The organism is Desulfoferrobacter suflitae (assembly GCF_022603395.1).
GTDB classification, from domain to species: Bacteria; Desulfobacterota; Syntrophobacteria; order Syntrophobacterales; family Syntrophobacteraceae; genus Desulfoferrobacter; species Desulfoferrobacter suflitae.
Genome location: NZ_JAIBKA010000017.1, coordinates 34,371 through 52,335, shown reverse-complemented (window position 1 = coordinate 52,335; position 17,965 = coordinate 34,371). Strand labels below are relative to the sequence as shown.

Genomic DNA, 17,965 nt, shown 5'->3' with positions numbered 1-17,965 from the left:
CGCTTCTCTAGAATAAAAGGATAGGGCTTCGGTTCATGATCCCGATTTCTCCATTTTTGACTTGTGAACACAGTATACAACCATTCAGTTGGCCAGTTTGTCCTCAACTTATGTTGCGAGTTTGATTATGTTGCCACTTCCTCAAAGTCCTTGTAATTCCTCTCATTTCCTTGATCCAGTATGCAATGAGTTCTGCGTCCAAATCACTTAACATACCATCAGACAAGCATTCTATCATCTTAATTACCGGTTTTTTTGACATTTAAGGACATAACGGGCAGGATAAGTGCAATGAGGGTCAATTTCTGTATTTCGCTTACCCAAATTGACCCGAATTGACCAAAGAAATTTAGCAAACTTTGATTGAGGATGATTTCGGCTTTCGTTACAAGTACCGAGTACTTGACCTTCGGCAATAGTCTTTCAAAAGGAGGAAGAGATGGCTCGATCATTGGCTAATACTGCAATCCTGATCGCGATGGGAATTTTGGGAGTTTCAACCGTTTTCGCTCAGCAATCCGGCAACCAGCCACAGACGAGCCTTTGCGTAGAATGTCACAAGGAGGCCACTCCAAGTATTGTCACCGATTGGCAACTGAGCGTGCATAGCCAAAGCGATGTGGGGTGTGTTGCCTGCCACGGTGATAAGCACGTCTCGAAGGAAGACATTGCCGAAGCCGGCCTTGTTTTGCCAGAAACCTGTGCCGCCTGCCATCCCGAACAAGTCAAACAATTCAAAGGTGGAAAACATTCGCTGGCCTGGGCAGCGATGAACGCAATGCCCTCGCTGCATTTTCAGCCAATGGCCATGATAGAAGGGTTAAAAGGTTGCGGTGCGTGTCACAGGTTCGGCATAAAGAGCGAAGCTGAAGTGAAGGAGTTGGTCAAGCAAGAATCCGGATTTGGGGTTTCTTCTTGTGATACCTGCCATACACGTCATTTGTTTTCCATCAAGGAAGCCCAATCTCCGCAGGCATGCCAGACTTGCCACATGGGGTTCGATCATGCCCAATGGGAAATGTACTCATCTTCGAAGCATGGCGTTCGCTTTCTTCTGAAACAAAGTGGAGTGTTACCTGAAAATGTCGCCGCGCCTACCTGTCAGACCTGTCATATGCAAAACGGTGATCATGGTGTTATGACCGCTTGGGGATTTCTGGCGGTTCGACTGCCGATGCCGGAAGACAAACAATGGGCGGCGGACCGGGCTGCAGTTCTGACGGCGCTTGGGGTCTTGGACCCCAAAGGAGAGCCCACCGCACGGCTCGATGTAGTCAAAGGGGCCAAGGTCGCCCGACTTACCCAGGAAGATTGGGAAGAGCAGCGTAATAAAATGCTTCGAGTCTGCGAACAGTGTCATTCGGCAAATTTTGCCAAGGCCGAACTGGAAAAAGGGGACCTGATGATCAAAGAAGCGGATCGTCTAATGGCGCAAGGGATTCAAATCGTCGCCGATTTATACAAAGACGGCATCTTGCAAAAACCCAAAGAGTATCCATATGCCTACCCGGACCTATTGACGTTCCATGACGCTCCAACGGTTATCGAACAAAAGCTCTTTATTATGTTCCTGGAACACCGCATGAGGACTTTTCAGGGATCTTTTCATTCCAACCCGGATTATGCCTTTTGGTATGGTTGGAGCGAGATGCAAAGAGATTTGACGGAGATTAGAGCGTTGGCTGCACTGATGCGAGAAAATGCCAAAATCGAGAGTAAGAATTAGTAGCGGGAGAAGTAAACTGCACGGTAACATCTTTTCGTCGATTGGGAGCCAGGGTGCGATCTCTGCTTACTCCCTGGCTTCAACTTTTCCGGTACAATTTTTCTGTAGCCTCAAATCAGGATGCGCTCTTTCGAGCCCTGTCATTGAGTTCAAGACTCTGAGATTAAAAACAGCAACGCTATTTGCGAGGTGCAAGCCTTTACCCGGATCGCTTGTTCGCTTACATTAAAAGCATAGGTAATCTTGTTGCAGAAGGGACGGGCAAGAGACTGTTCACCATTTGGTTGGCTTAGTATCTTTAAAGTCTAGGATCGCGAGTCGGTGTGTTGAGTATAGGCTACTCTGCAGAGGACAGAACAGCCTAAGGAGTTCCCGATAACGGTGACATACTTCCTCAGGCCATGCAGTTTGGGGATGAACCGGTTTTGATCGTAAGCAGGCTAACCAAAACCTCAGTCTGGGCAGGTCGGAGACAGTAGCTCTCGGTAGCCTCGACTCCTGGCAAATCTAGTCATCAAAGCTTCGATGCTAAGTCTCACAATATTTGACTCTGAGAGTCCCAGTTTAGATGAAGATGTCCTCCCCCACAAGTTGGTGGGAGCTTGTGAGGGAAGACGTGAGTATTTTAGCAGTCTTGTAAGCCGTCGATCATTTCAACAGCCTCACGGAAGTTGCAGCATTTGACGGCCATGACCATGTCGATGGGATTGAAGTTTTTCTGGCACCGGAAGCACCGGGCCAGGTTGGTTTTGGGGTTGGTGGCGGTTTGAAACTCAGAGCACAGGGGGCATAGAAAGCGAAAATACCCGTCTGATACTTTGCAGGGGATGCGCAGAAAATCAGAGATGAGCCGGGAGATGGGGATCTGATTACGCAGTATCCGGAGTTTTTGCTTGGAATAGAGCTTTGTCATGATGTCTTCTCCTAGGGAAGGCGGAATTCGGCCATGGTGTCGGTGACCAGGGCTTCGTTGATCTTGTTGAGATTTTGGGCGGCGGCATTGAGGAGGCAGGCGGTAGCGATGTTATTAATCTGCCTTGGGATGCCGCTGGCATAGTCATGGATGAGGGATTTGGCTTCGGGCTCGAAGACCTTCTCGTTGCTCCCCGCGAAACGCATCCTGGAGTCGATATAGGAGGTGGTCTGGTCCGAGGTTAAGGCGCCGAGGTGACATCGGACGGTGATTCGGTTGACAAGATCGCTAAGAGAGGCACGGGCAAGGAGCTTGGCGAGGGGCTCCTGACCGCTGAGGACGATCTTTACGGGAGTATCGGTGAGCAGAATCTCGCTACATGATGGTGGTATTTGCACATTAAGTGATGGAGAATCGCGAGGATGGTGAAGGAGACACATATATTTGACCTTTGGTAGGGTACTGGTTCAAAAGGAAACAGGATAATTCGCGATAATTCGGTTTAGAGCTTGATCAGATAAGTCTTCGGGTTCTATCCCTTGTTCAAGGTGATGCGTATAAACGGTAGTGAATGGTTTGAGCAGCGTGGCTATACGGAGAGAGGCTTCACGTCCGGGAGGGTCGGCATCGAGCATGAGAAGGACCGTTGGGGCTCTAGAGAGCCAGGCAATCTGGTCTTCAAAGAGTTGAGTGCCGAGGAGAGCAACGGTGTTGGGGAAGCCTGCCTGGGAGATGCGCATGGCAGCCCATGGGCATTCGACGACAATTATTCCCCAACCGCGAAACTGGCGTGCGCGGTGAGCATTATAAAGTACGTGGGCTTTGGGGAAGTATTTGGGGAATCGCCATTTTCCGAAACGATTTATGTGGTCGGGAAGGAGTAGACGGCCACAATAGCCGAGGGGATTGCCGACCATGTCATGGAGGCGCACGGCCACGGTATTTTTCAAGAAAGGCGAGCTCTGTGTGGTGCCTGCCTCAAAGTGCAAAGCGGTATGAACGGAGATTCTTTTGATATCTTGGAGGAAAGGGGTCCTTGGATTAAGAGAGAGGGAGCGAGTGAAGGGCCTGAAGAAAGAAGATCTGCCGTGCGAGATGGGGGCAAGGCTTGCGGGTTTGGCGGGGGAATCCTCGGCCAGACGAGATAAATGGCGGGCTGCTTGGGCGTGGGAGCATCCGTGGATGCGTCGCACGAGATCAACGGTATCCCCGCCACCACAGGCCGTGAAACAACGCCAAAGGCCCTTTTGGAGGTGGACCCGGAATGCAGTGGGGTTGTCGCCGCCGTGGAGTGGGCAGGGTCCGGTGAGTCGGTCGTTTTTGCGTGAAAGTCTGGATAGCAGCCCATGTGCGGCAAGCACCCGTTCAATGGAGACGCGTTCTTTCAGAAGGTGAAAGCTATACTGATTCATTTCTTACCCCCTTTGAAGATCGTGTCTTAACGGGGCGGGAAGCCCTAGCGAAAGTCTCGATGTAGAGCTTGTCATCCAGAACGGGAAGCTCTTTTTGACCGGCCGCATCCAGGAGGTCGGCAGCGATCTGATTGAGCATACGGAGGTTTCCCAGGCAATGATCGGCAAGAGCTTCCATGAGGGGCTCGGTCATAAGGTGCGGAGCCGCTGCCTGATCGAGGGCGTGGTGGAGATAGTCGAGAAGGTACTCTTTGCAGAGAGGCTCGAGGGCCAGGCGCAAGCGCATGCGGGTGCCGAGGGAAACCAGCTCGTCTGAGCGGAAGCGTTCGGGAAGTCTCATGTCGCCACAAAGCACGGTGGTTAGGATGCACTGGGAGTCGAAGTGAGTGCTGGATAGAAGTCTTACTTCGTTAAGACAGGAAGATACCATCTCCTGAGCCTCGTCGATGAGGAGGACAGGCCTGAATAGGGTGGTCTTGATGTGGCTGTGCCACCTTTCTCTCAGGGCCTTGAAGCCCCCGTATCGATTGGCGGGCGAAAGATTCACGCCGAAGATGGCGCCAAGCTCGCGGTAAAAATCCGCAACGGAGCTTTGTGGCCGTTCCATGACACCCACCGTGACGTCCTGAAGGTGGCCGAGTCGGTGTGCGAGAAGTTGGTGTGCTTTCGGCAAGCCTGCGCAGGCGATTTTTTTTCATAGGGAGCGGCGCAGCGATTTTGGCGTGATTTGGTATGGGCATGAGGCTGGTCGTGCCCAGAAGCCGAGACTCAGAGGGAGGGTGGCGTGGTGTGGCCCCACGGTGCGGCAAAACGATACCCATGAGCCCGGGTAATGGGCAAGCTTGGGTTGTCGCTCGGCGTTGAATTTTCCGGCTGCCTACCGACAAGGGTGCAGGGAACTGATGTAGATAGCGAGTGTTCCGAGGAGCCGTGACTACGGAGGGCTTGAAAGTGCCGCCTCATAATTCCACGGCATCCATCGACTGGGATTCCGTGCAAGCTCGGATGCATTCCGCAAAAGAGTTGTGAGATAGTGGAAGGCGTTTACCCCCGTCAGATGACAGGTGTGGATGAGGCTCATGAAGAGGTCTCCCACCCAAGCTCCCCGCTGAGTCTTGTAGAAAAGGGAGTTGCGGCGGTGTCGAATGGCCATCTTAAGGGCTCTTTCACAGATATTATTGTCAAGGGGAGCACCGGGAACCCTGAGGAAGAGAGTGAATTGCTCCCAGCGCTTGAGCATGTATTGGATGGCGTTTCCCAGGCCTGAGTTGGGCTCGATCTTTTTGTCATCGAGTTGTGTCTCCATCCAGCTTTTTAGCTCATCCATCACGGGGCCGCTTTGCTTTTGATGGAATTGCAGTCTCTCTTCTGGCGACATATTGCGCTCTTTGGCCAGGGCATCATGGTGGTAGACTTTGGCCAGGTTCTCTATGACGAATCGGCACTCTTCGGGAAAGGCATCGAGCACCCCGACGAAGTTCCTGCGAGCGTGGCTCATGCAGTTGCACAGCATGGTCAGGAGGTCCGCCGACATGTTGCGAGACAGAGCGTCGCACATCTGGATGGGAAGAGAAAGCTCCTCGATCCTTTGCAGGAGGAGGTCCCTTAAGTTTTCGCCGGCGTGTTGCGTGCCGGTAACAAAGCAGGCAATGGTTCTGTCTTCCGATTCACAAACCAGTCCTGTTGTGAACGTGCCGGTTCTACCGTCGGTTTCCTCCCGTTCCTTTTTCTTGGCGTTAAGAGCGAGGACCTTCATGTGGGTGTCGTCCTGATAGATTCTTTCCGCCTGTGCTGCCTCGTGGGTCAGGTGATCGAAGACAGGTTTGAGGGTGGCGGCGTGTTCATTAACGATCTCCCACTGGGTGGATGCGGCAAGAGGAATACCGCAGCCGGCCTGCAGCTTTTCGAGCCGATGAAAGGGCAGTCCGAAGCCATAGCGTGCCAGTGCAACCATGGCGCCGACTGTCTCGTCATATTTTTTCTCGCTCGCCTCAGGGGGCTTTTCGGCAGTGAAAATCTCGCCACAGAGATTGCAGCGGAATTTTTCGAGCAGGTAGAGGATGGCCTGAATGGGAGCCGCGGCAAAGAAGTTCAAAAGGACTCCGGGGTCGACTCGATAGACCCGGCCTTTCTCACATTCGGGGCAACGGTCACCGTGCTCCAAAGAATCATGAGCCACAGCGACTTTGTTTGCGCCGGTATAGTCTTGTGCACTATTTCGACCGTGCCCCTTTTTGCGAGCTTGCCGCTCGACACCGGCATCTTTGTTTGCGCTCTCCTTCAGTACCCGTTTGGAGGTCTCCGTTTTGACCCCGAAGATCATGCGGAGAAGGCGCACGATGGATCTGGATTTACTCTGGAGAAGGTCTCGAAGGTTTGAAAGGGCACAAACCAGGGAAGCCAGAAGGGAAAAATCTTGCGGACTGAGGCACTGCTCAGCCCTCTTGAGAAAAGCGTCAAGCTTTTCCGGATCGAGTTCTATTGAGGGAAGCTTTGTTGACATAGCTTTTCTCGAAAACGCCTGGTGAGCGGATATCCCCATACAGCTTTTAGAGAGCGGTTGGGTTTCATGGTATGGTCATTTTTGCCCCGTCCCGTTGTCAGACCGAGATAGATCCAATTGGCAGCCTGGTAGCAGGTGCCTCGGAAACGCTCGGTGTCCACGAAAGTCTCGAGAAAATAAAGGGGGTGTCCGTAAACCTGCTGCCAGTCCGAAGAGATCCTTCGCACCACTTTCGACAGCAGATGGGACGCGAGATGGGGTACCGAAACCCATGGCAATATGAGAAAGCGGCTGTTGTAGGCCAAAAAGTAGAGATTGTCACGACGTTGCCTGGCTGTCCAGCCGATGACACGGTCTCGTGAGCCAATATGGCGAGGCGGCGATGACCAACTGAAACAGGCGATGGGCCGCTCGCAAGCCATCACCAGGTACTTGAGATGCTCGCCCACCGGCTGGCAGTAGCCCAGGTAATGGTAGTGCTCAACGAGACTGTTGAAGAGTCTCTCCAGCGGCCCCCTTCGTACCTGCTGAAACTCGAACTGCGGTAGTCGCGACAAGCGGCCACTTATAGGGGTTTGATCGATCTCGCACGGTTCTGGCCTTTTACGAACAGCCAGTGGGTTGTGCGGAGTGAATTTCTTGGGTGGGAGTTCGATATGGCCCGCCCTGTCAAGTTCGAGCATGAGTGAGCGGCATACCATGTCACGAAGCTCTCCGTTGCGTTGCACCCAGTTCCATGCTCGGCACAGCCTGCGGGAGAGCTTGCGGCGGCTGTCGCCTGGATGATCCGCTATCAGAGAGCGGATGAAGGCGACGTCCTCCTCGGTCACTGTCTTGGCTCTGTAGATTAGTATCGTTTCCACGTGAGGACATCTACCACGCGGAGACCTGGAACGCAAGATGAAAATGCGAATCTACTGCAATTTTCTGAAAAACTTCACCACCCCTTGGGGAGTAGGGAAGTTCCAGATGAGGTTCTGAAGCTCGTGGGCATCCATCTGACTCCTGTCAGGCCAAACCTGGAACCGCCCGCTCGATAGCCTCTTTTGACAAAGCCAGAACCCCTGACCGTCGTAGCAAAGGACTTTGATGGTAGTCCTGCGGCGGTTGAAAAAGACAAAGACGGTTCCGGAGAATGGATCAGCATCGAGCACTTGGCGGCAGATGCGCGAAAGTCCGTCAATGCCTTTGCGAAAATCAACAGGCCTTGTGCAGGCAAGTATTCGCATCTGAGGGCTGATCTGGATCATCGGCTATGGCTCACAAAGCAGCTTATGAGATGCACGAGCTCAGACTGAAGAGCGGCATCCGTCTCGATTTTCAGCTCAAAGCCAGAAGGAGAGCGCAGTTCCATAACGCATGGGGATACGGAAAATAAAGAGGGCACCTTCACCTCGACAAATTGTGAAGCCATGCTTTTGCCCACTCGTTCATGAATACGTTCCTTGAGCTGAGTGTAGTTGAGCCGAAGCGTCCTCGCAATTCGCAAGGTGGGATATGAGGCGGAGAGATCGACCGCCGCCCGCCAAAGCTCCTCGGGGATACGATCCCGCTTCTGTCGTGAGCGACGCCACTGTTCAAAGGCGTCACATACTGTCTGCAAATCTTGCGGTTCTTCCGGTAGGTGCCGCTCTTGCTTCATCGGCTGTTCTCCTTCCTTGCTAAGGGTTCAGCCGATCATAGCACCTCGGGCTGGGGAGTTCATGCAGGCTTGCCGAAAGCACACGGTACATACTACGATTTCCTCAAGCGCCTCATCAACGGACCTTATCGAAAACCGTGTGAGCACCGGATCAGAAGAACCGATTACGTTTGCGGACTGCACCGGAGAAATCTTCGCGTTGAAAAGGAGAGCAGAAAGGAAAATCTAGACCTCTACCGCTCGCAGTCGGAAAAACTGGTGGGTGAACTCCTCTGTAGCGCCGAAAAGCCAAGAGACGATGAGTTTCCCAAAATCCTTGAAGATCTGCTCATCCGCGTTGGCATCATGCCCTCCATTGACCAGGGCCTCTTGGCTGACCTCAACCATCTTATCGTCTCAGGCGATGGCTCGATCTTAAGGACGGCTGCATCAGCCGCGGGAAAACCCACCTGTTCCTGCCGCTCGCAAGGGATCTATCGCTGCCAGCACGATCGCTATTATACCTCGCCCACTGCCAAGTGGTGCTATGATGCCCACCGCGACTGCTTTCTTTTTGGCGACCGTTACTACCATCTCGTTGTTCACCAGAACGGACACGATCTGCCCTTGCTCACCATTATGCCAGGCGGCGATGAGAGCGACTACACCCTCTCCCTCAAAGCCTTTGACCGATTCCTCAAGGCTGCCCGGGAAAACGGCCTCAACATGCACATCGGCGTCTTTTGCGGTGACGGCCACCACGACTCCAACGCCCATTACCGCTATTTTGACCAAAAGAAGGTCAGCCCCGTCATCCCTCTTTCAGACAACAGCAAGAAAGTCTTTCCCCATCTCCTTGACGAACGCGGCATCAAACTCGACACTGACGGCACACCACTCTGTCCCCAAGGCGCCCGAATGCGCCATCACCAATACAATGCGAGCAGGAAGGTTCATATCTACTGCTGTCCCGCCAAGAGAAACACGCACAGAAACGGCAAATCCATTTATGTCACCCACTTGAATGCATGTCCTGCGGGAGCCGACTGTGCACCCGGGAGTTCCATTGCTCCTCTGGTCTACCTTCGATCCGACACCGACCCAAGACTCTACCCGCCCATTGCACGCGACACCAAGCGTTTCAGGGAAATCATGAAGCAGCGCTCCTCCACCGAGCGTTGCAACTACCTCAACGACGCCTACCGTCTCGACAGATCCTGCAGAAATGCCGATTATGGACTTATCCGCCTTACCCTTGCCAACATTGTCGAGCATGCCGTCGTTGGTTATCTGGAAGCTTTGAAAACATGCTCCAAGGAAAAGCTTTTGAACGAAACATTGCACAAATTTGCCATCATCTACCGGGAGGAGTATTTGGACACGGGATGAGACTGCAGGAACAACTGTAAAAAAAGCCTGCTTGAAATAACCGGTTAAAACCTCATGCAGTCCAAAAGCCCCTATGGACCGCACACGAAGCCTTTGCCCTTCGCCGGGGAAATTACCTTCTCCGGCCGTCCAATAGCCTTCACTTTACCCCCATTTTTCCCCAAAGAGCAGTCTATGGCCTCCACTTTGCCCGCCAAAACCAGCATGACTACCCCCCAGCCCGCAGTCCCTCTGCCTCTCGGAATTCAATCCCGAGAAAGCTCATGAGGACATGGGCATGATGCGCAATTTTTTGGTCAAGGCTTAGTACTACAACGATACTTCGTTCTGGGGCGGGCTGGAAAGGGCCCCACAAATGTTGCTCTTTCATTGATGTCCCGTTGTAGTATTAAGACTCGCTTTGCTAAACATCCTGAAACAACGAGAAGTGAAGATGATACGAGAAGCACAGCCAATAATTAATGAATAAGAAAGCTTACAGGAGGTAACGCCATGATTAAAAATATTCTGATACTGATTGCTCTGGCCCTGACTCTGGCCGCTTGCGGTCACCACGGAGGCCGTGGCTATTACAGGGATTATGGCCCCTATCGCGGCAATGCGTCCTACCAGAGCTGTGCTCATGGAGGCTACGGTGACTATGGTGGCTGTGGCTATTATGGATATTGATATAGAGATTCACAGGTTCAGACGATCCCAATAAGTTGATTGAAATCTTATTCTTCAATGTTGTGGCAGTGATTCTGGGGGTGTTGAGGAGTCGAGAGCGGTTGGAACAGAGGCGTCTGCAGGAAGCCGAATCGCTTGCGGCGATGGGAAAGGCGATGTCTGGCGTGGCCCATGACATGAAGACGCCATTGATTGCCATAGACACCATGAGGATGGACCGGGTGCTGATCAACCTCATCATGAATGCCGTTAAAGCCTCACCCGAAGGTGAAACGGTGACGGTGGGAACCTATCGTGACGGGAGCCCCCTGGTGGTCGACATTGCCGATTGCGGCTGCGGTATACCGCTCGACCACAGGGTGGAGATCTTCAATCCGTTTTTTACCACCAAAAAAGAAGGAACGGGTCTCAGGCTGCCGATTTCGAAAAAGATCGTCCAGGCCCATGAGGGGCATATTAAGATTGTGGACAATCCCGAAAAACGTGTTACCTTCAGGCTCATGATCCCGATCGCATGAAGATGGACCTGCTGGTTCCGGGTGTTTGAATTCGTCCAGAGAGTAACAAACACCAATGCGGTCATTTTGTTATGTGGGAGCGTCCTCCTTGGATGAAAGAGGTTATGGTCGATGCAAGATGCCTTTCGCAAAGTGCATGTTTGGCTCATTTGTGAAACGATTCTTAAGTTCAGGTGAGACAATGGAACAAAAACAAAACAATATATTGATTGCCGTGGATGGCTCCGAACACTCTTTTGAGGCCGTTCGTTGCGTCGGGCGGATGTTGCCGGCAGAACAAACAAAAGTGACACTTTTTCGTGTCGTAGTGCGAATTCCTGAAGCCTTTTGGGATATCGAATCCAATCCAGTGTTCAAAGACACCGTTCTTGATATGCACGCGCACGAGTTGGAAGAGACGAAGCATGCCCGGGATTTTATGGAACGAGCGAAACAATTTTTGAAAGAGTGCAAATATGCAGAAGATTTTATATCGCTCGTTCTCCATCGAAGACAACTTGGAGTGGCGCAAGATATCATTCAGGAGGCACAAAAAGGCTATAATGCGCTGGTCGTGGGTCGCCGGGGGGTGAGTACGTTCCAGGACATGATTTTTGGAAGCATTGCCAACAAGCTCATCAGCCGCCTTTCGCAAGTTCCCGTATGGGTCGCGGGAAAGCGCCCGGATCCTGGAAAAATCCTCGTCGCCACAGACTGTTCTGAAGGATCCGAAGCTGCTTTGGATTACGTTGTCAGCCTTTTCGACGGCGACCACCCGGAAATACTTCTTTTTCATGCCATCGTTCCACACGGCATCTTTACGCGCGCACAGGAATGGACCTTGATTGGGCAGGAACAAAAAGACTGGGGTTATGCAGCCAAGGAAGGATTGACAAAGGCCGAAGCAGAAGCGCAGTCCTTTCTTGATGAAAGCATCAAAAGAGTGCAACAGAAAGGAGGCAAGCCGGACCGGATTAAGACCAGGGTGGTTTCAGGAGTAACGAGTCGAGCCGGCGCCATTCTCGAAGAGGCCAAAAAAGGGAATTATGGAACCATCGTTGTCGGCAGGAGAAACATTTCCAGGGCTGAAGAGTTCTTTATCGGCAGGGTGAGCAATAAAATCCTGCAGGCCGCCAGAGAGACAGCCGTATGGGTCGTGCGCTGATAAGGCTGGACCTACAAGTCAATCTCCTTCAACTATTCTCAAGTCTTCCGTCTCTTATGAGAAAAATGCGCTGAGCTACGGCTGCTACCATCTGAGAGTGAGTCACAATCACAATGGTTTTCCCGTTTTGGTTAACCTTGTGGATGTGTGTCAGCAGTTCCTGCTCGGATTTGCTGTCTAGATTTCCGGTGGGCTCATCCATTAACAGGATGTCGGGATTGTTCGCCATAGCCCTCGCTATGGCCACCCTCTGCCGCTGTCCTCCGGAAAGCTGATTAGGTTTGACATGACATTTCTCCTCCAGGCCAACAAGGCGCAAAATCTCTATTGCTCGTTCACGCTGCTCCTTTTGTGGAACCCCTGCCAGCATCATGGAGACTTCGACATTTTCAAGTACCGTAAGCACCGGCAACAGGTTGAAGAACTGAAAGACAAAACCAATACGGCGGCAGCGCAGAACTGCCAGCTTACTCGAACCGACCGAAGTGAGATCCATATCCTCCAAGTAAACCCGACCTGAGGTAGGCCTATCGAGTCCACCAATGAGGTGCAGGAGCGTACTTTTCCCATGGCCCGAAGGTCCCATGATGCATGAAAGGCTCCCTCTCGCTATGGTCAGATCGATATCCTGCAGGGCCACCGTCCGGTAGCCGTCCTCATAGATTTTAGTGAGCTTTTCAGTGCGGATGATCAGATCATTCATAACTTATGGCCTCCACAGGGCTGAGTCTCGAAGCCTGAAAAGCAGGGTAGATCCCGGACAGCGAGGCAACCAACAGGGAAAATAACATCGCTTTTCCGACAACATCGGGATTGAAAACCTCTACGCTTTGCGCACTTCCAAGAAAAGCGGTGAATTCATTTTGGGTAATATAAGGCGCCGCGACGTAAGAAAAGATCACCCCCCCAACGATTCCGATGACCCCTCCGAGGAATCCGTAGAAGGCTGACTCGTAAAGGAACAAGGAAAAGATCGTTTCCCTGCCGGCACCCAACGCCTGCAGGATGCCAATCTCTCTTTTCCGCTCGTGAATGGCGGTCACCATGGTGTTGATGATGCCGAAGCACGCTGCCAAAATCGCAACTGCCGCAACCAATTGCAGAGTATTTCGGACTGAGCCCACGATCGCCAGGACCGACCTCACCAACTGCTTATCCGAAACTACGGCCACATTGGCCCGCTCCTGAATCTCCAGGCTGTATCCGTCAATCCGGGTGATGTCATCCACTTTGACCGCGATGAACGAGACCATATCTCCCACCTGATAAAGTCTCTGGGCGGTTGCGAGATCCATGTAGATGGCAAGGTCATCCCGGTTGCCTTTCTCCTTTAAGATGCCGCTCAAGCGGAAAGGGGCGCCTCGGATGGTCAGCGCATCACCCACATTCAGCTCAAATTGCCTGGCAATGCCAAAGCCCGTCACCACGCTTCCCCCATCCAAGAGATATTCCCCCTTATCGATCTCCCACTTTTTGAATTTCATCATTTGAGTGGAAAGGATTCCCACTACCGGGACGGGCTGGTTCCTTAGAGCTGTGCGCTGAACAAGATAGGGGATCGCAGTAATGCCTTTGATGCCGGCAACCTTTTCCACATCCTCATTGGGTATCGCTTCGGGCAGCGTTTCTCCGGTCAGAACAGAAATCTGCTCGTAGGCGCACCACCCTTTCGGAGTGACAACCAGCTCGGCCCCTAGTTGCTCTGATTGCCTGCGGACCTCCGACTCGAGCCCGGCTCCCAGAGAGAGCAGCGTGACCAGGGACGCTATACCTACGGCGATCCCAAAGATCGTAAAAAGAAATCTGCTCTTTTTGCGGGTTATGTTTTTGATGACCAGTTTTGACCGAGTCATTTTTTAACCTTTATCTCGGCGGCCTTGAGGACAAAACCACCCTTTCCCGAATCGTTCTTCTCAATCACGCCTTTCACTTCCACCACGTCTTTCACTGCGGGAATCTTTTCGTTTGACAGCACCGTCATCCACTTGAGCGCACAGGTCACAACCCCGCAGCCGCGATATTCACGGTAGTCGATGATCTGAAATTGATTCTTCTCCGAATCGACGCTCATCACTCCGCCGCGTACGGTGATCTCGCCGCTGTAAGCAAAAGGGTCCGATGCGATGGCATTGACATCGAGTCCCTCTGCACCGGGAATTGCCGAAGCAAGCGATGCACCCAGGTGGATGGATGCCAGCAAAAGGATCAGGGTAAAACAGGGAGTGGAAAGCCTTTTCACTTTCATTTCTATCTCCTTCATATAAAGTGTTCGTCGTTCATTTCGATTGTTCGGGTCCTTAAGATCGTCTCATCTTCGGATCTTAATGCTTCAATCTAATAACGGTTTCCTCTATCAGACAGGATTCGATGAGATTTCATTCCGCACTGTTTGCGCCCGTAGCCCGGTGCGCACAAACAACCTGTCAAAGGCGAATTTCCTGGCGGGCGGATTTGGACGTCTCGCCCTGCCAACCGCCTATTTTTGACTGACAACAGTGAATAGGACCAATGAGAGGCAAAGACAAATGCTGCCATCAGTCGCAGAAAAAGGAATCAGCTTTCATAATTCGGCCGCCACAACGGTGATGTTGTCTCTTCCGCCGGCGGCCAATGCCGCATCCATTAAGGCATCCAGTTTTTGTTTGAGGCCGGTGTTCGACCTGAGAATGGATATGATATGTTGTTCGGGCACCCCATCATGAAGCCCATCGGTGGAAAGCAACAGGAGGTCACCGGCGGCTATATCAAAGGTACCGGTATCCATCTCAAACTGCTCGCAGCCGATGCAGCTCAAAAGCATGCTTCGCAAGGGGTGAGCTCTGGCTTCTTCCCGGCTTATTTCGCCTTCTTTCACGAGATGACCGGGAAAGGTGTGGTCGTCGGTAACCTGCACCAGTTCGTTTTCCCGGAAAAGGTAGAGCCTGCTGTCCCCTACGTGGGTCCAGTGTACGGTCCCGTTCCCGACCAGAGCAACGGTCAGGGTTGTTCCCATTCCCTGCAAGGCCGGGTCTTTTGCGGTTATATCGAGTATCATTCGTCTTGCAGCCAGCAGTCGTTCAACGAGCTGATCTTCTATGTCCGGTGATTCCGGACGGATGAGATTTAAGCTTTCCACGGCAATCTGAGCCGCCCTCTCTCCTGCCGCATGCCCGCCCATACCGTCCGCCACGGCCAGCAGCACGTCCCCACCGGCAAATTTTTGGATGAGAGAACGGTCCTCGTTGGTCTTCCTGACCATGCCTCGGTGGGTGAGACTATAAGCGTTCAAGTTCAAGAGATTCACTTCCTCGTTCATATCCATATGCTTTAACGTTTTTCTACTGTTCCTTCGCACCGCTCCTCTTCATCCGGTTGACCACCTGGATGGCGCCGCTCTGCTTGTCGATCAGCAATTCGTTGAGCCAGCTTCCGTCCTTACTGTAGGCCTTGGCAGCATAATAACGGCCCTTGTTCTCCACCTCCAGCAGGTCGTAATCCTGCATTATTTTCGCTCGCAGCTTTTTCTCAATGACGAGTCTGGCGGTAGCCGAGCTCATGCCTTCTTCGTCGGTCCGCAAGGAGCCGACGTCTTCCGGCGACTCGCCAGCGTCCTCTGTTCGGGCTTTTTTCTTTTCATCATCCATAGTCATCCTCCATATCTTGTGTGGCCTTCAAAACATCGCGTGGCATTGGGATAATGAACTATTTAGTCTGTCTCGGAACGCTCATCGCAAATCGAAATCCCACCTCTTCAAAGGCTTCCCAGGGATACCGCTGCACGACCTCCGGCAGGTCGCCTCCAGCCCCCGCATGTTCCGAGAGGCCGCCCAAAACCACATATTCTGTTTGTTCCCCGTTTTGCTCGTTCGGATCGGTTACAACCCGCACGCCCCATTCTCCGATTTTCCCGGTCAGACCCCGAATACCGAAGGCATTCGGCTCGGCAAGGATGACCGGGGAAGGGATGGATGACCGGCGAGATTCAGTAACCGCGACCGCAGATGAGCTTTGATCCGGCATTGGACATGCCCATTGACCCATACTTTGATAAGATCCGGAAACATTGCCGACAGATTTTCCGACCGCCGCGTTTCCGCTCATTGCCCGAAGCCATTCCGCTTCGGTGGGCAGCCGGCCCCCAAAGTGGCGTGCGTAAGCCGAGGCTCCGTATCCTGTAACCCGCAGCACCGGACTGGCGGCATAGGGCGCATTTTTTACCGAAAACTTGCCGTCGCGAAACACGATGGGTTCGTATCCCTTGCTCACTTCGCCAAGAAGCAGCCAGATTTGACCGTCCCCCCGGACGATTCCGTTTTCCACCTTGAGCCTGGCAAGAACCTTGTTCAAAAACTCCACATACTGGTAGGTGGTCACCTGTGTCTCATCCAGGTAGAAAGCGCCCACCTTTGCTGATCTTCCGGCCTGCGGTCCATACCCTTCAGGGAAAGTCACTTCGCCTGCGGGGATCAGATGCATGATATCCTGATCTTTCCACCTCAATGTGGGCGCCGGAGAAGTCCCGCGTAACACGGGCGGCAATACCTCCGGCTGCTTCTCGACCGTCTGCCCCTGCTCCAGGACGGGAGCCGGGCTATCTAGGGAAGGCTGTGAGGTGTGCGGCCTCTCGTGAAAATACCAGACGCCAAGCCCGATGGCTGCGCCAACCAGCAACACCACCGCTGCCAGGAGAACCTGCGGCCTCCATTGTCTGGCTGTCTTAACCGCAGCGGTTTCGCCTGGAGGCGGCACAGGATCGGTCTCCCCAAGAGCTTCTCTCACTGCCTGCTTGAGGGCTGCAACAGAGGGAAGCCGCTCTTTTCTGTCTTCAGCGGTGGCTTCCTGAATGATCCGGTCCAACTTCCGAAAGAATGGTGTTTCCGGATCCGGCAGGCTCGCCTTTTTGAACGGTATCTGGTCATGCGTGATTCTGCCGGAAACCGCCTCGTAGAGGATTTTCCCCAGAGCGTACACATCGGTTCGCTCGTCTGTTCTTTTCAGGTCCAAAAAGTGTTCCATGGACATGTAAGGAGGAGTTCCCCTCACATCCACAGACTGGGTCAAAGGCTTCAGCCGGCAGGAACGAGCGAGGCCGAAGTCGGCAATCTTAGGAGTATTGCCGTCCAGCAAAACATTCTCGGGCTTAAGGTCGCGATGGATAATGCCGGCTTCGTGCAGCGCCCGGACCCCGTCGAGCAGGGGCTGAAAGTAGCGGGACAGCCACTCTTTCATGCGGTCCTCTTCAGGATCAAATCCCTCATCGGACATGGTGGACCGCAGCGTTCCCCCGGGGATGTATTCCATGGCGATGTATTCGACGAGGACTTCCTCCCCGGCCTGTTCGACCGATATGGTGTCATGGTCGAAGATCTGGAGAACGTTCGGGTGGCGAACCTGAGCCATCACCTCAACCTCCCGGCGGAACCGATCAACGCTGCCGGCAATCTCCCCGGTGTCGCCATCGAGCGACCGGACATATTCCTGAGAGATGACCTTGATGGCAATGTCCCGCTTCAGGTTCAGCTGATGCGCCCGGTAAACCTCGCCCATTCCGCCTCTGCCGATGAACTCGAGGATCACCCACTTGTCATTGACCACCGCACCAATTTTAAAGGTCTTGTCCGAGGCATTGCCCATGGTGTCCGAAGTCCCCTTCAGCTTTGTATCTTCCACTGATTCTAATGGCAGGTTCATGTTTTCATCCGGTATATGTGCCCTTAATCATTGGTTCGCTCGTTGTCGATGTGAAATATAAGCACAAAATGTGCGAAGCGTCATTTATGCTGCGGTATTACTGACCGACTACGTAAGTAAGCACTAGAAGTCTGCGCCTTCCTCACCACACTCCATTATCCTGGGCAAAAAAACTCACAGTTGCCCGTCCGGAAGCGTCTTGGTGGATAAAATGTATCCAACCCCATATATCACCGCAACACCTGCCGACATTAAAAAACAGTATTCAAAGCAATGCGAGACACCAGCCATATTGACGGGTATCCAATCTGAGCGATTTCTTCAGCAAACGCCCGTCATGCCCGCGCAGCGCGAGGAATGGGCATCTCCAGGAAGGAGACTTGCACCCCTCTGTTTGCGC

The 17,965-nt window shown here is 52.9% G+C and carries 19 protein-coding genes and 1 pseudogene; 5 read left to right on the top strand and 15 right to left on the bottom strand.

Annotated features, from left to right (window positions below; all coding sequences use genetic code 11):
• Positions 1 to 439: 439 nt before the first annotated feature.
• Positions 440 to 1,726 carry a multiheme c-type cytochrome gene (locus K1V27_RS21225; protein WP_258932257.1) on the top strand — a complete coding sequence of 429 codons (1,287 nt, stop codon included), beginning with the start codon at positions 440 to 442 and terminating at the stop codon, positions 1,724 to 1,726.
• 625 nt (positions 1,727 to 2,351) lie between these two features.
• Here the strand turns inward: K1V27_RS21225 and K1V27_RS21220 are convergent.
• The 9 genes and pseudogenes from K1V27_RS21220 to K1V27_RS21185 all read right to left on the bottom strand — a co-directional run bounded on the left by K1V27_RS21220 (position 2,352) and on the right by K1V27_RS21185 (position 8,196).
• Positions 2,352 to 2,639, bottom strand: a complete 288-nt coding sequence (locus tag K1V27_RS21220) for a CHC2 zinc finger domain-containing protein (RefSeq protein WP_258927472.1) — start codon at positions 2,637 to 2,639, stop codon at positions 2,352 to 2,354.
• Positions 2,640 to 2,650: 11 nt separating this feature from the next.
• Positions 2,651 to 3,037: a hypothetical protein gene (locus K1V27_RS21215; RefSeq protein WP_258932256.1), complete on the bottom strand. Its 387-nt coding sequence runs from the start codon at positions 3,035 to 3,037 to the stop codon at positions 2,651 to 2,653.
• 69 nt (positions 3,038 to 3,106) lie between these two features.
• A complete protein-coding gene (locus K1V27_RS21210; protein WP_258932255.1) occupies positions 3,107 to 3,589 on the bottom strand; it encodes a toprim domain-containing protein in 483 nt (160 codons plus the stop codon).
• A 198-nt stretch (positions 3,590 to 3,787) separates the two neighbouring features.
• Positions 3,788 to 4,051, bottom strand: a pseudogene (locus tag K1V27_RS23055) (CHC2 zinc finger domain-containing protein); the annotation flags it as partial.
• A complete protein-coding gene (locus tag K1V27_RS21205; protein WP_258932254.1) occupies positions 4,038 to 4,667 on the bottom strand; it encodes an AAA family ATPase in 630 nt (209 codons plus the stop codon). The gene K1V27_RS21205 and the pseudogene K1V27_RS23055, both read right to left, overlap by 14 nt.
• Positions 4,668 to 4,985: 318 nt before the next feature.
• Positions 4,986 to 6,554, bottom strand: coding sequence for an IS66 family transposase (gene tnpC, locus K1V27_RS21200; RefSeq protein ID WP_258932170.1), 1,569 nt, complete (start codon positions 6,552 to 6,554; stop codon positions 4,986 to 4,988).
• Positions 6,530 to 7,417, bottom strand: coding sequence for a DUF4338 domain-containing protein (locus tag K1V27_RS21195; RefSeq protein WP_258932171.1), 888 nt, complete (start codon positions 7,415 to 7,417; stop codon positions 6,530 to 6,532). Before K1V27_RS21195 ends, tnpC begins: the two co-directional genes overlap by 25 nt.
• A 51-nt stretch (positions 7,418 to 7,468) precedes the next feature.
• Positions 7,469 to 7,804 (bottom strand): IS66 family insertion sequence element accessory protein TnpB, encoded by a 336-nt coding sequence (gene tnpB / locus K1V27_RS21190; protein WP_258932172.1) that lies wholly within the window; start codon positions 7,802 to 7,804, stop codon positions 7,469 to 7,471.
• Positions 7,801 to 8,196: a hypothetical protein gene (locus K1V27_RS21185; protein ID WP_258932173.1), complete on the bottom strand. Its 396-nt coding sequence runs from the start codon at positions 8,194 to 8,196 to the stop codon at positions 7,801 to 7,803. The genes tnpB and K1V27_RS21185 overlap by 4 nt, the downstream gene beginning before the upstream one ends.
• Positions 8,197 to 8,265: 69 nt before the next feature.
• Between K1V27_RS21185 and K1V27_RS21180 the strand changes: the two genes are divergently transcribed.
• The 4 genes from K1V27_RS21180 to K1V27_RS21165 all read left to right on the top strand — a co-directional run bounded on the left by K1V27_RS21180 (position 8,266) and on the right by K1V27_RS21165 (position 11,895).
• On the top strand, positions 8,266 to 9,564 hold the full coding sequence (locus K1V27_RS21180) for a hypothetical protein (RefSeq protein ID WP_258932253.1): 1,299 nt from the start codon (positions 8,266 to 8,268) through the stop codon (positions 9,562 to 9,564).
• Positions 9,565 to 10,056: 492 nt separating this feature from the next.
• Positions 10,057 to 10,233 (top strand): hypothetical protein, encoded by a 177-nt coding sequence (locus tag K1V27_RS21175; protein ID WP_258932252.1) that lies wholly within the window; start codon positions 10,057 to 10,059, stop codon positions 10,231 to 10,233.
• Between the two features lie 35 nt (positions 10,234 to 10,268).
• Positions 10,269 to 10,751: an ATP-binding protein gene (locus tag K1V27_RS21170; RefSeq protein WP_258932251.1), complete on the top strand. Its 483-nt coding sequence runs from the start codon at positions 10,269 to 10,271 to the stop codon at positions 10,749 to 10,751.
• A gap of 181 nt (positions 10,752 to 10,932) precedes the next feature.
• Complete coding sequence (locus K1V27_RS21165) at positions 10,933 to 11,895, top strand: universal stress protein (protein ID WP_258932249.1); 963 nt, start codon at positions 10,933 to 10,935, stop codon at positions 11,893 to 11,895.
• 28 nt (positions 11,896 to 11,923) lie between these two features.
• Here the strand turns inward: K1V27_RS21165 and K1V27_RS21160 are convergent, their stop codons facing one another.
• The 6 genes from K1V27_RS21160 to K1V27_RS21135 all read right to left on the bottom strand — a co-directional run bounded on the left by K1V27_RS21160 (position 11,924) and on the right by K1V27_RS21135 (position 17,565).
• Positions 11,924 to 12,598, bottom strand: coding sequence for an ABC transporter ATP-binding protein (locus K1V27_RS21160; protein ID WP_258932248.1), 675 nt, complete (start codon positions 12,596 to 12,598; stop codon positions 11,924 to 11,926).
• Positions 12,591 to 13,748, bottom strand: a complete 1,158-nt coding sequence (locus K1V27_RS21155) for an ABC transporter permease (protein ID WP_258932247.1) — start codon at positions 13,746 to 13,748, stop codon at positions 12,591 to 12,593. The genes K1V27_RS21160 and K1V27_RS21155 overlap by 8 nt, the downstream gene beginning before the upstream one ends.
• Positions 13,745 to 14,140, bottom strand: coding sequence for a hypothetical protein (locus K1V27_RS21150; RefSeq protein ID WP_258932246.1), 396 nt, complete (start codon positions 14,138 to 14,140; stop codon positions 13,745 to 13,747). The genes K1V27_RS21155 and K1V27_RS21150 overlap by 4 nt, the downstream gene beginning before the upstream one ends.
• A gap of 315 nt (positions 14,141 to 14,455) precedes the next feature.
• On the bottom strand, positions 14,456 to 15,190 hold the full coding sequence (locus K1V27_RS21145; protein WP_258932245.1) for a PP2C family protein-serine/threonine phosphatase: 735 nt from the start codon (positions 15,188 to 15,190) through the stop codon (positions 14,456 to 14,458).
• A gap of 22 nt (positions 15,191 to 15,212) precedes the next feature.
• Positions 15,213 to 15,518 carry a hypothetical protein gene (locus K1V27_RS21140; protein WP_258932244.1) on the bottom strand — a complete coding sequence of 102 codons (306 nt, stop codon included), beginning with the start codon at positions 15,516 to 15,518 and terminating at the stop codon, positions 15,213 to 15,215.
• Positions 15,519 to 15,576: 58 nt separating this feature from the next.
• Entirely contained in the window at positions 15,577 to 17,565 is a 1,989-nt protein-coding gene (locus tag K1V27_RS21135) for a bifunctional serine/threonine-protein kinase/formylglycine-generating enzyme family protein (RefSeq protein WP_258932242.1), read from the bottom strand.
• Positions 17,566 to 17,965 lie beyond the last annotated feature (400 nt).

Coding starts and splice junctions, on each gene's coding strand:
- K1V27_RS21225 (WP_258932257.1), top strand. CDS start 440: ATGGCTCGATCATTGGCTAATACTGCAATCCTGATCGCGATGGGAATT.
- K1V27_RS21220 (WP_258927472.1), bottom strand. CDS start 2,639: ATGACAAAGCTCTATTCCAAGCAAAAACTCCGGATACTGCGTAATCAG.
- tnpC (WP_258932170.1), bottom strand. CDS start 6,554: ATGTCAACAAAGCTTCCCTCAATAGAACTCGATCCGGAAAAGCTTGAC.
- tnpB (WP_258932172.1), bottom strand. CDS start 7,804: ATGATCCAGATCAGCCCTCAGATGCGAATACTTGCCTGCACAAGGCCT.
- K1V27_RS21185 (WP_258932173.1), bottom strand. CDS start 8,196: ATGAAGCAAGAGCGGCACCTACCGGAAGAACCGCAAGATTTGCAGACA.
- K1V27_RS21175 (WP_258932252.1), top strand. CDS start 10,057: ATGATTAAAAATATTCTGATACTGATTGCTCTGGCCCTGACTCTGGCC.
- K1V27_RS21165 (WP_258932249.1), top strand. CDS start 10,933: ATGGAACAAAAACAAAACAATATATTGATTGCCGTGGATGGCTCCGAA.
- K1V27_RS21160 (WP_258932248.1), bottom strand. CDS start 12,598: ATGAATGATCTGATCATCCGCACTGAAAAGCTCACTAAAATCTATGAG.
- K1V27_RS21155 (WP_258932247.1), bottom strand. CDS start 13,748: ATGACTCGGTCAAAACTGGTCATCAAAAACATAACCCGCAAAAAGAGC.
- K1V27_RS21150 (WP_258932246.1), bottom strand. CDS start 14,140: ATGAAAGTGAAAAGGCTTTCCACTCCCTGTTTTACCCTGATCCTTTTG.
- K1V27_RS21145 (WP_258932245.1), bottom strand. CDS start 15,190: ATGAACGAGGAAGTGAATCTCTTGAACTTGAACGCTTATAGTCTCACC.
- K1V27_RS21140 (WP_258932244.1), bottom strand. CDS start 15,518: ATGGATGATGAAAAGAAAAAAGCCCGAACAGAGGACGCTGGCGAGTCG.
- K1V27_RS21135 (WP_258932242.1), bottom strand. CDS start 17,565: ATGAACCTGCCATTAGAATCAGTGGAAGATACAAAGCTGAAGGGGACT.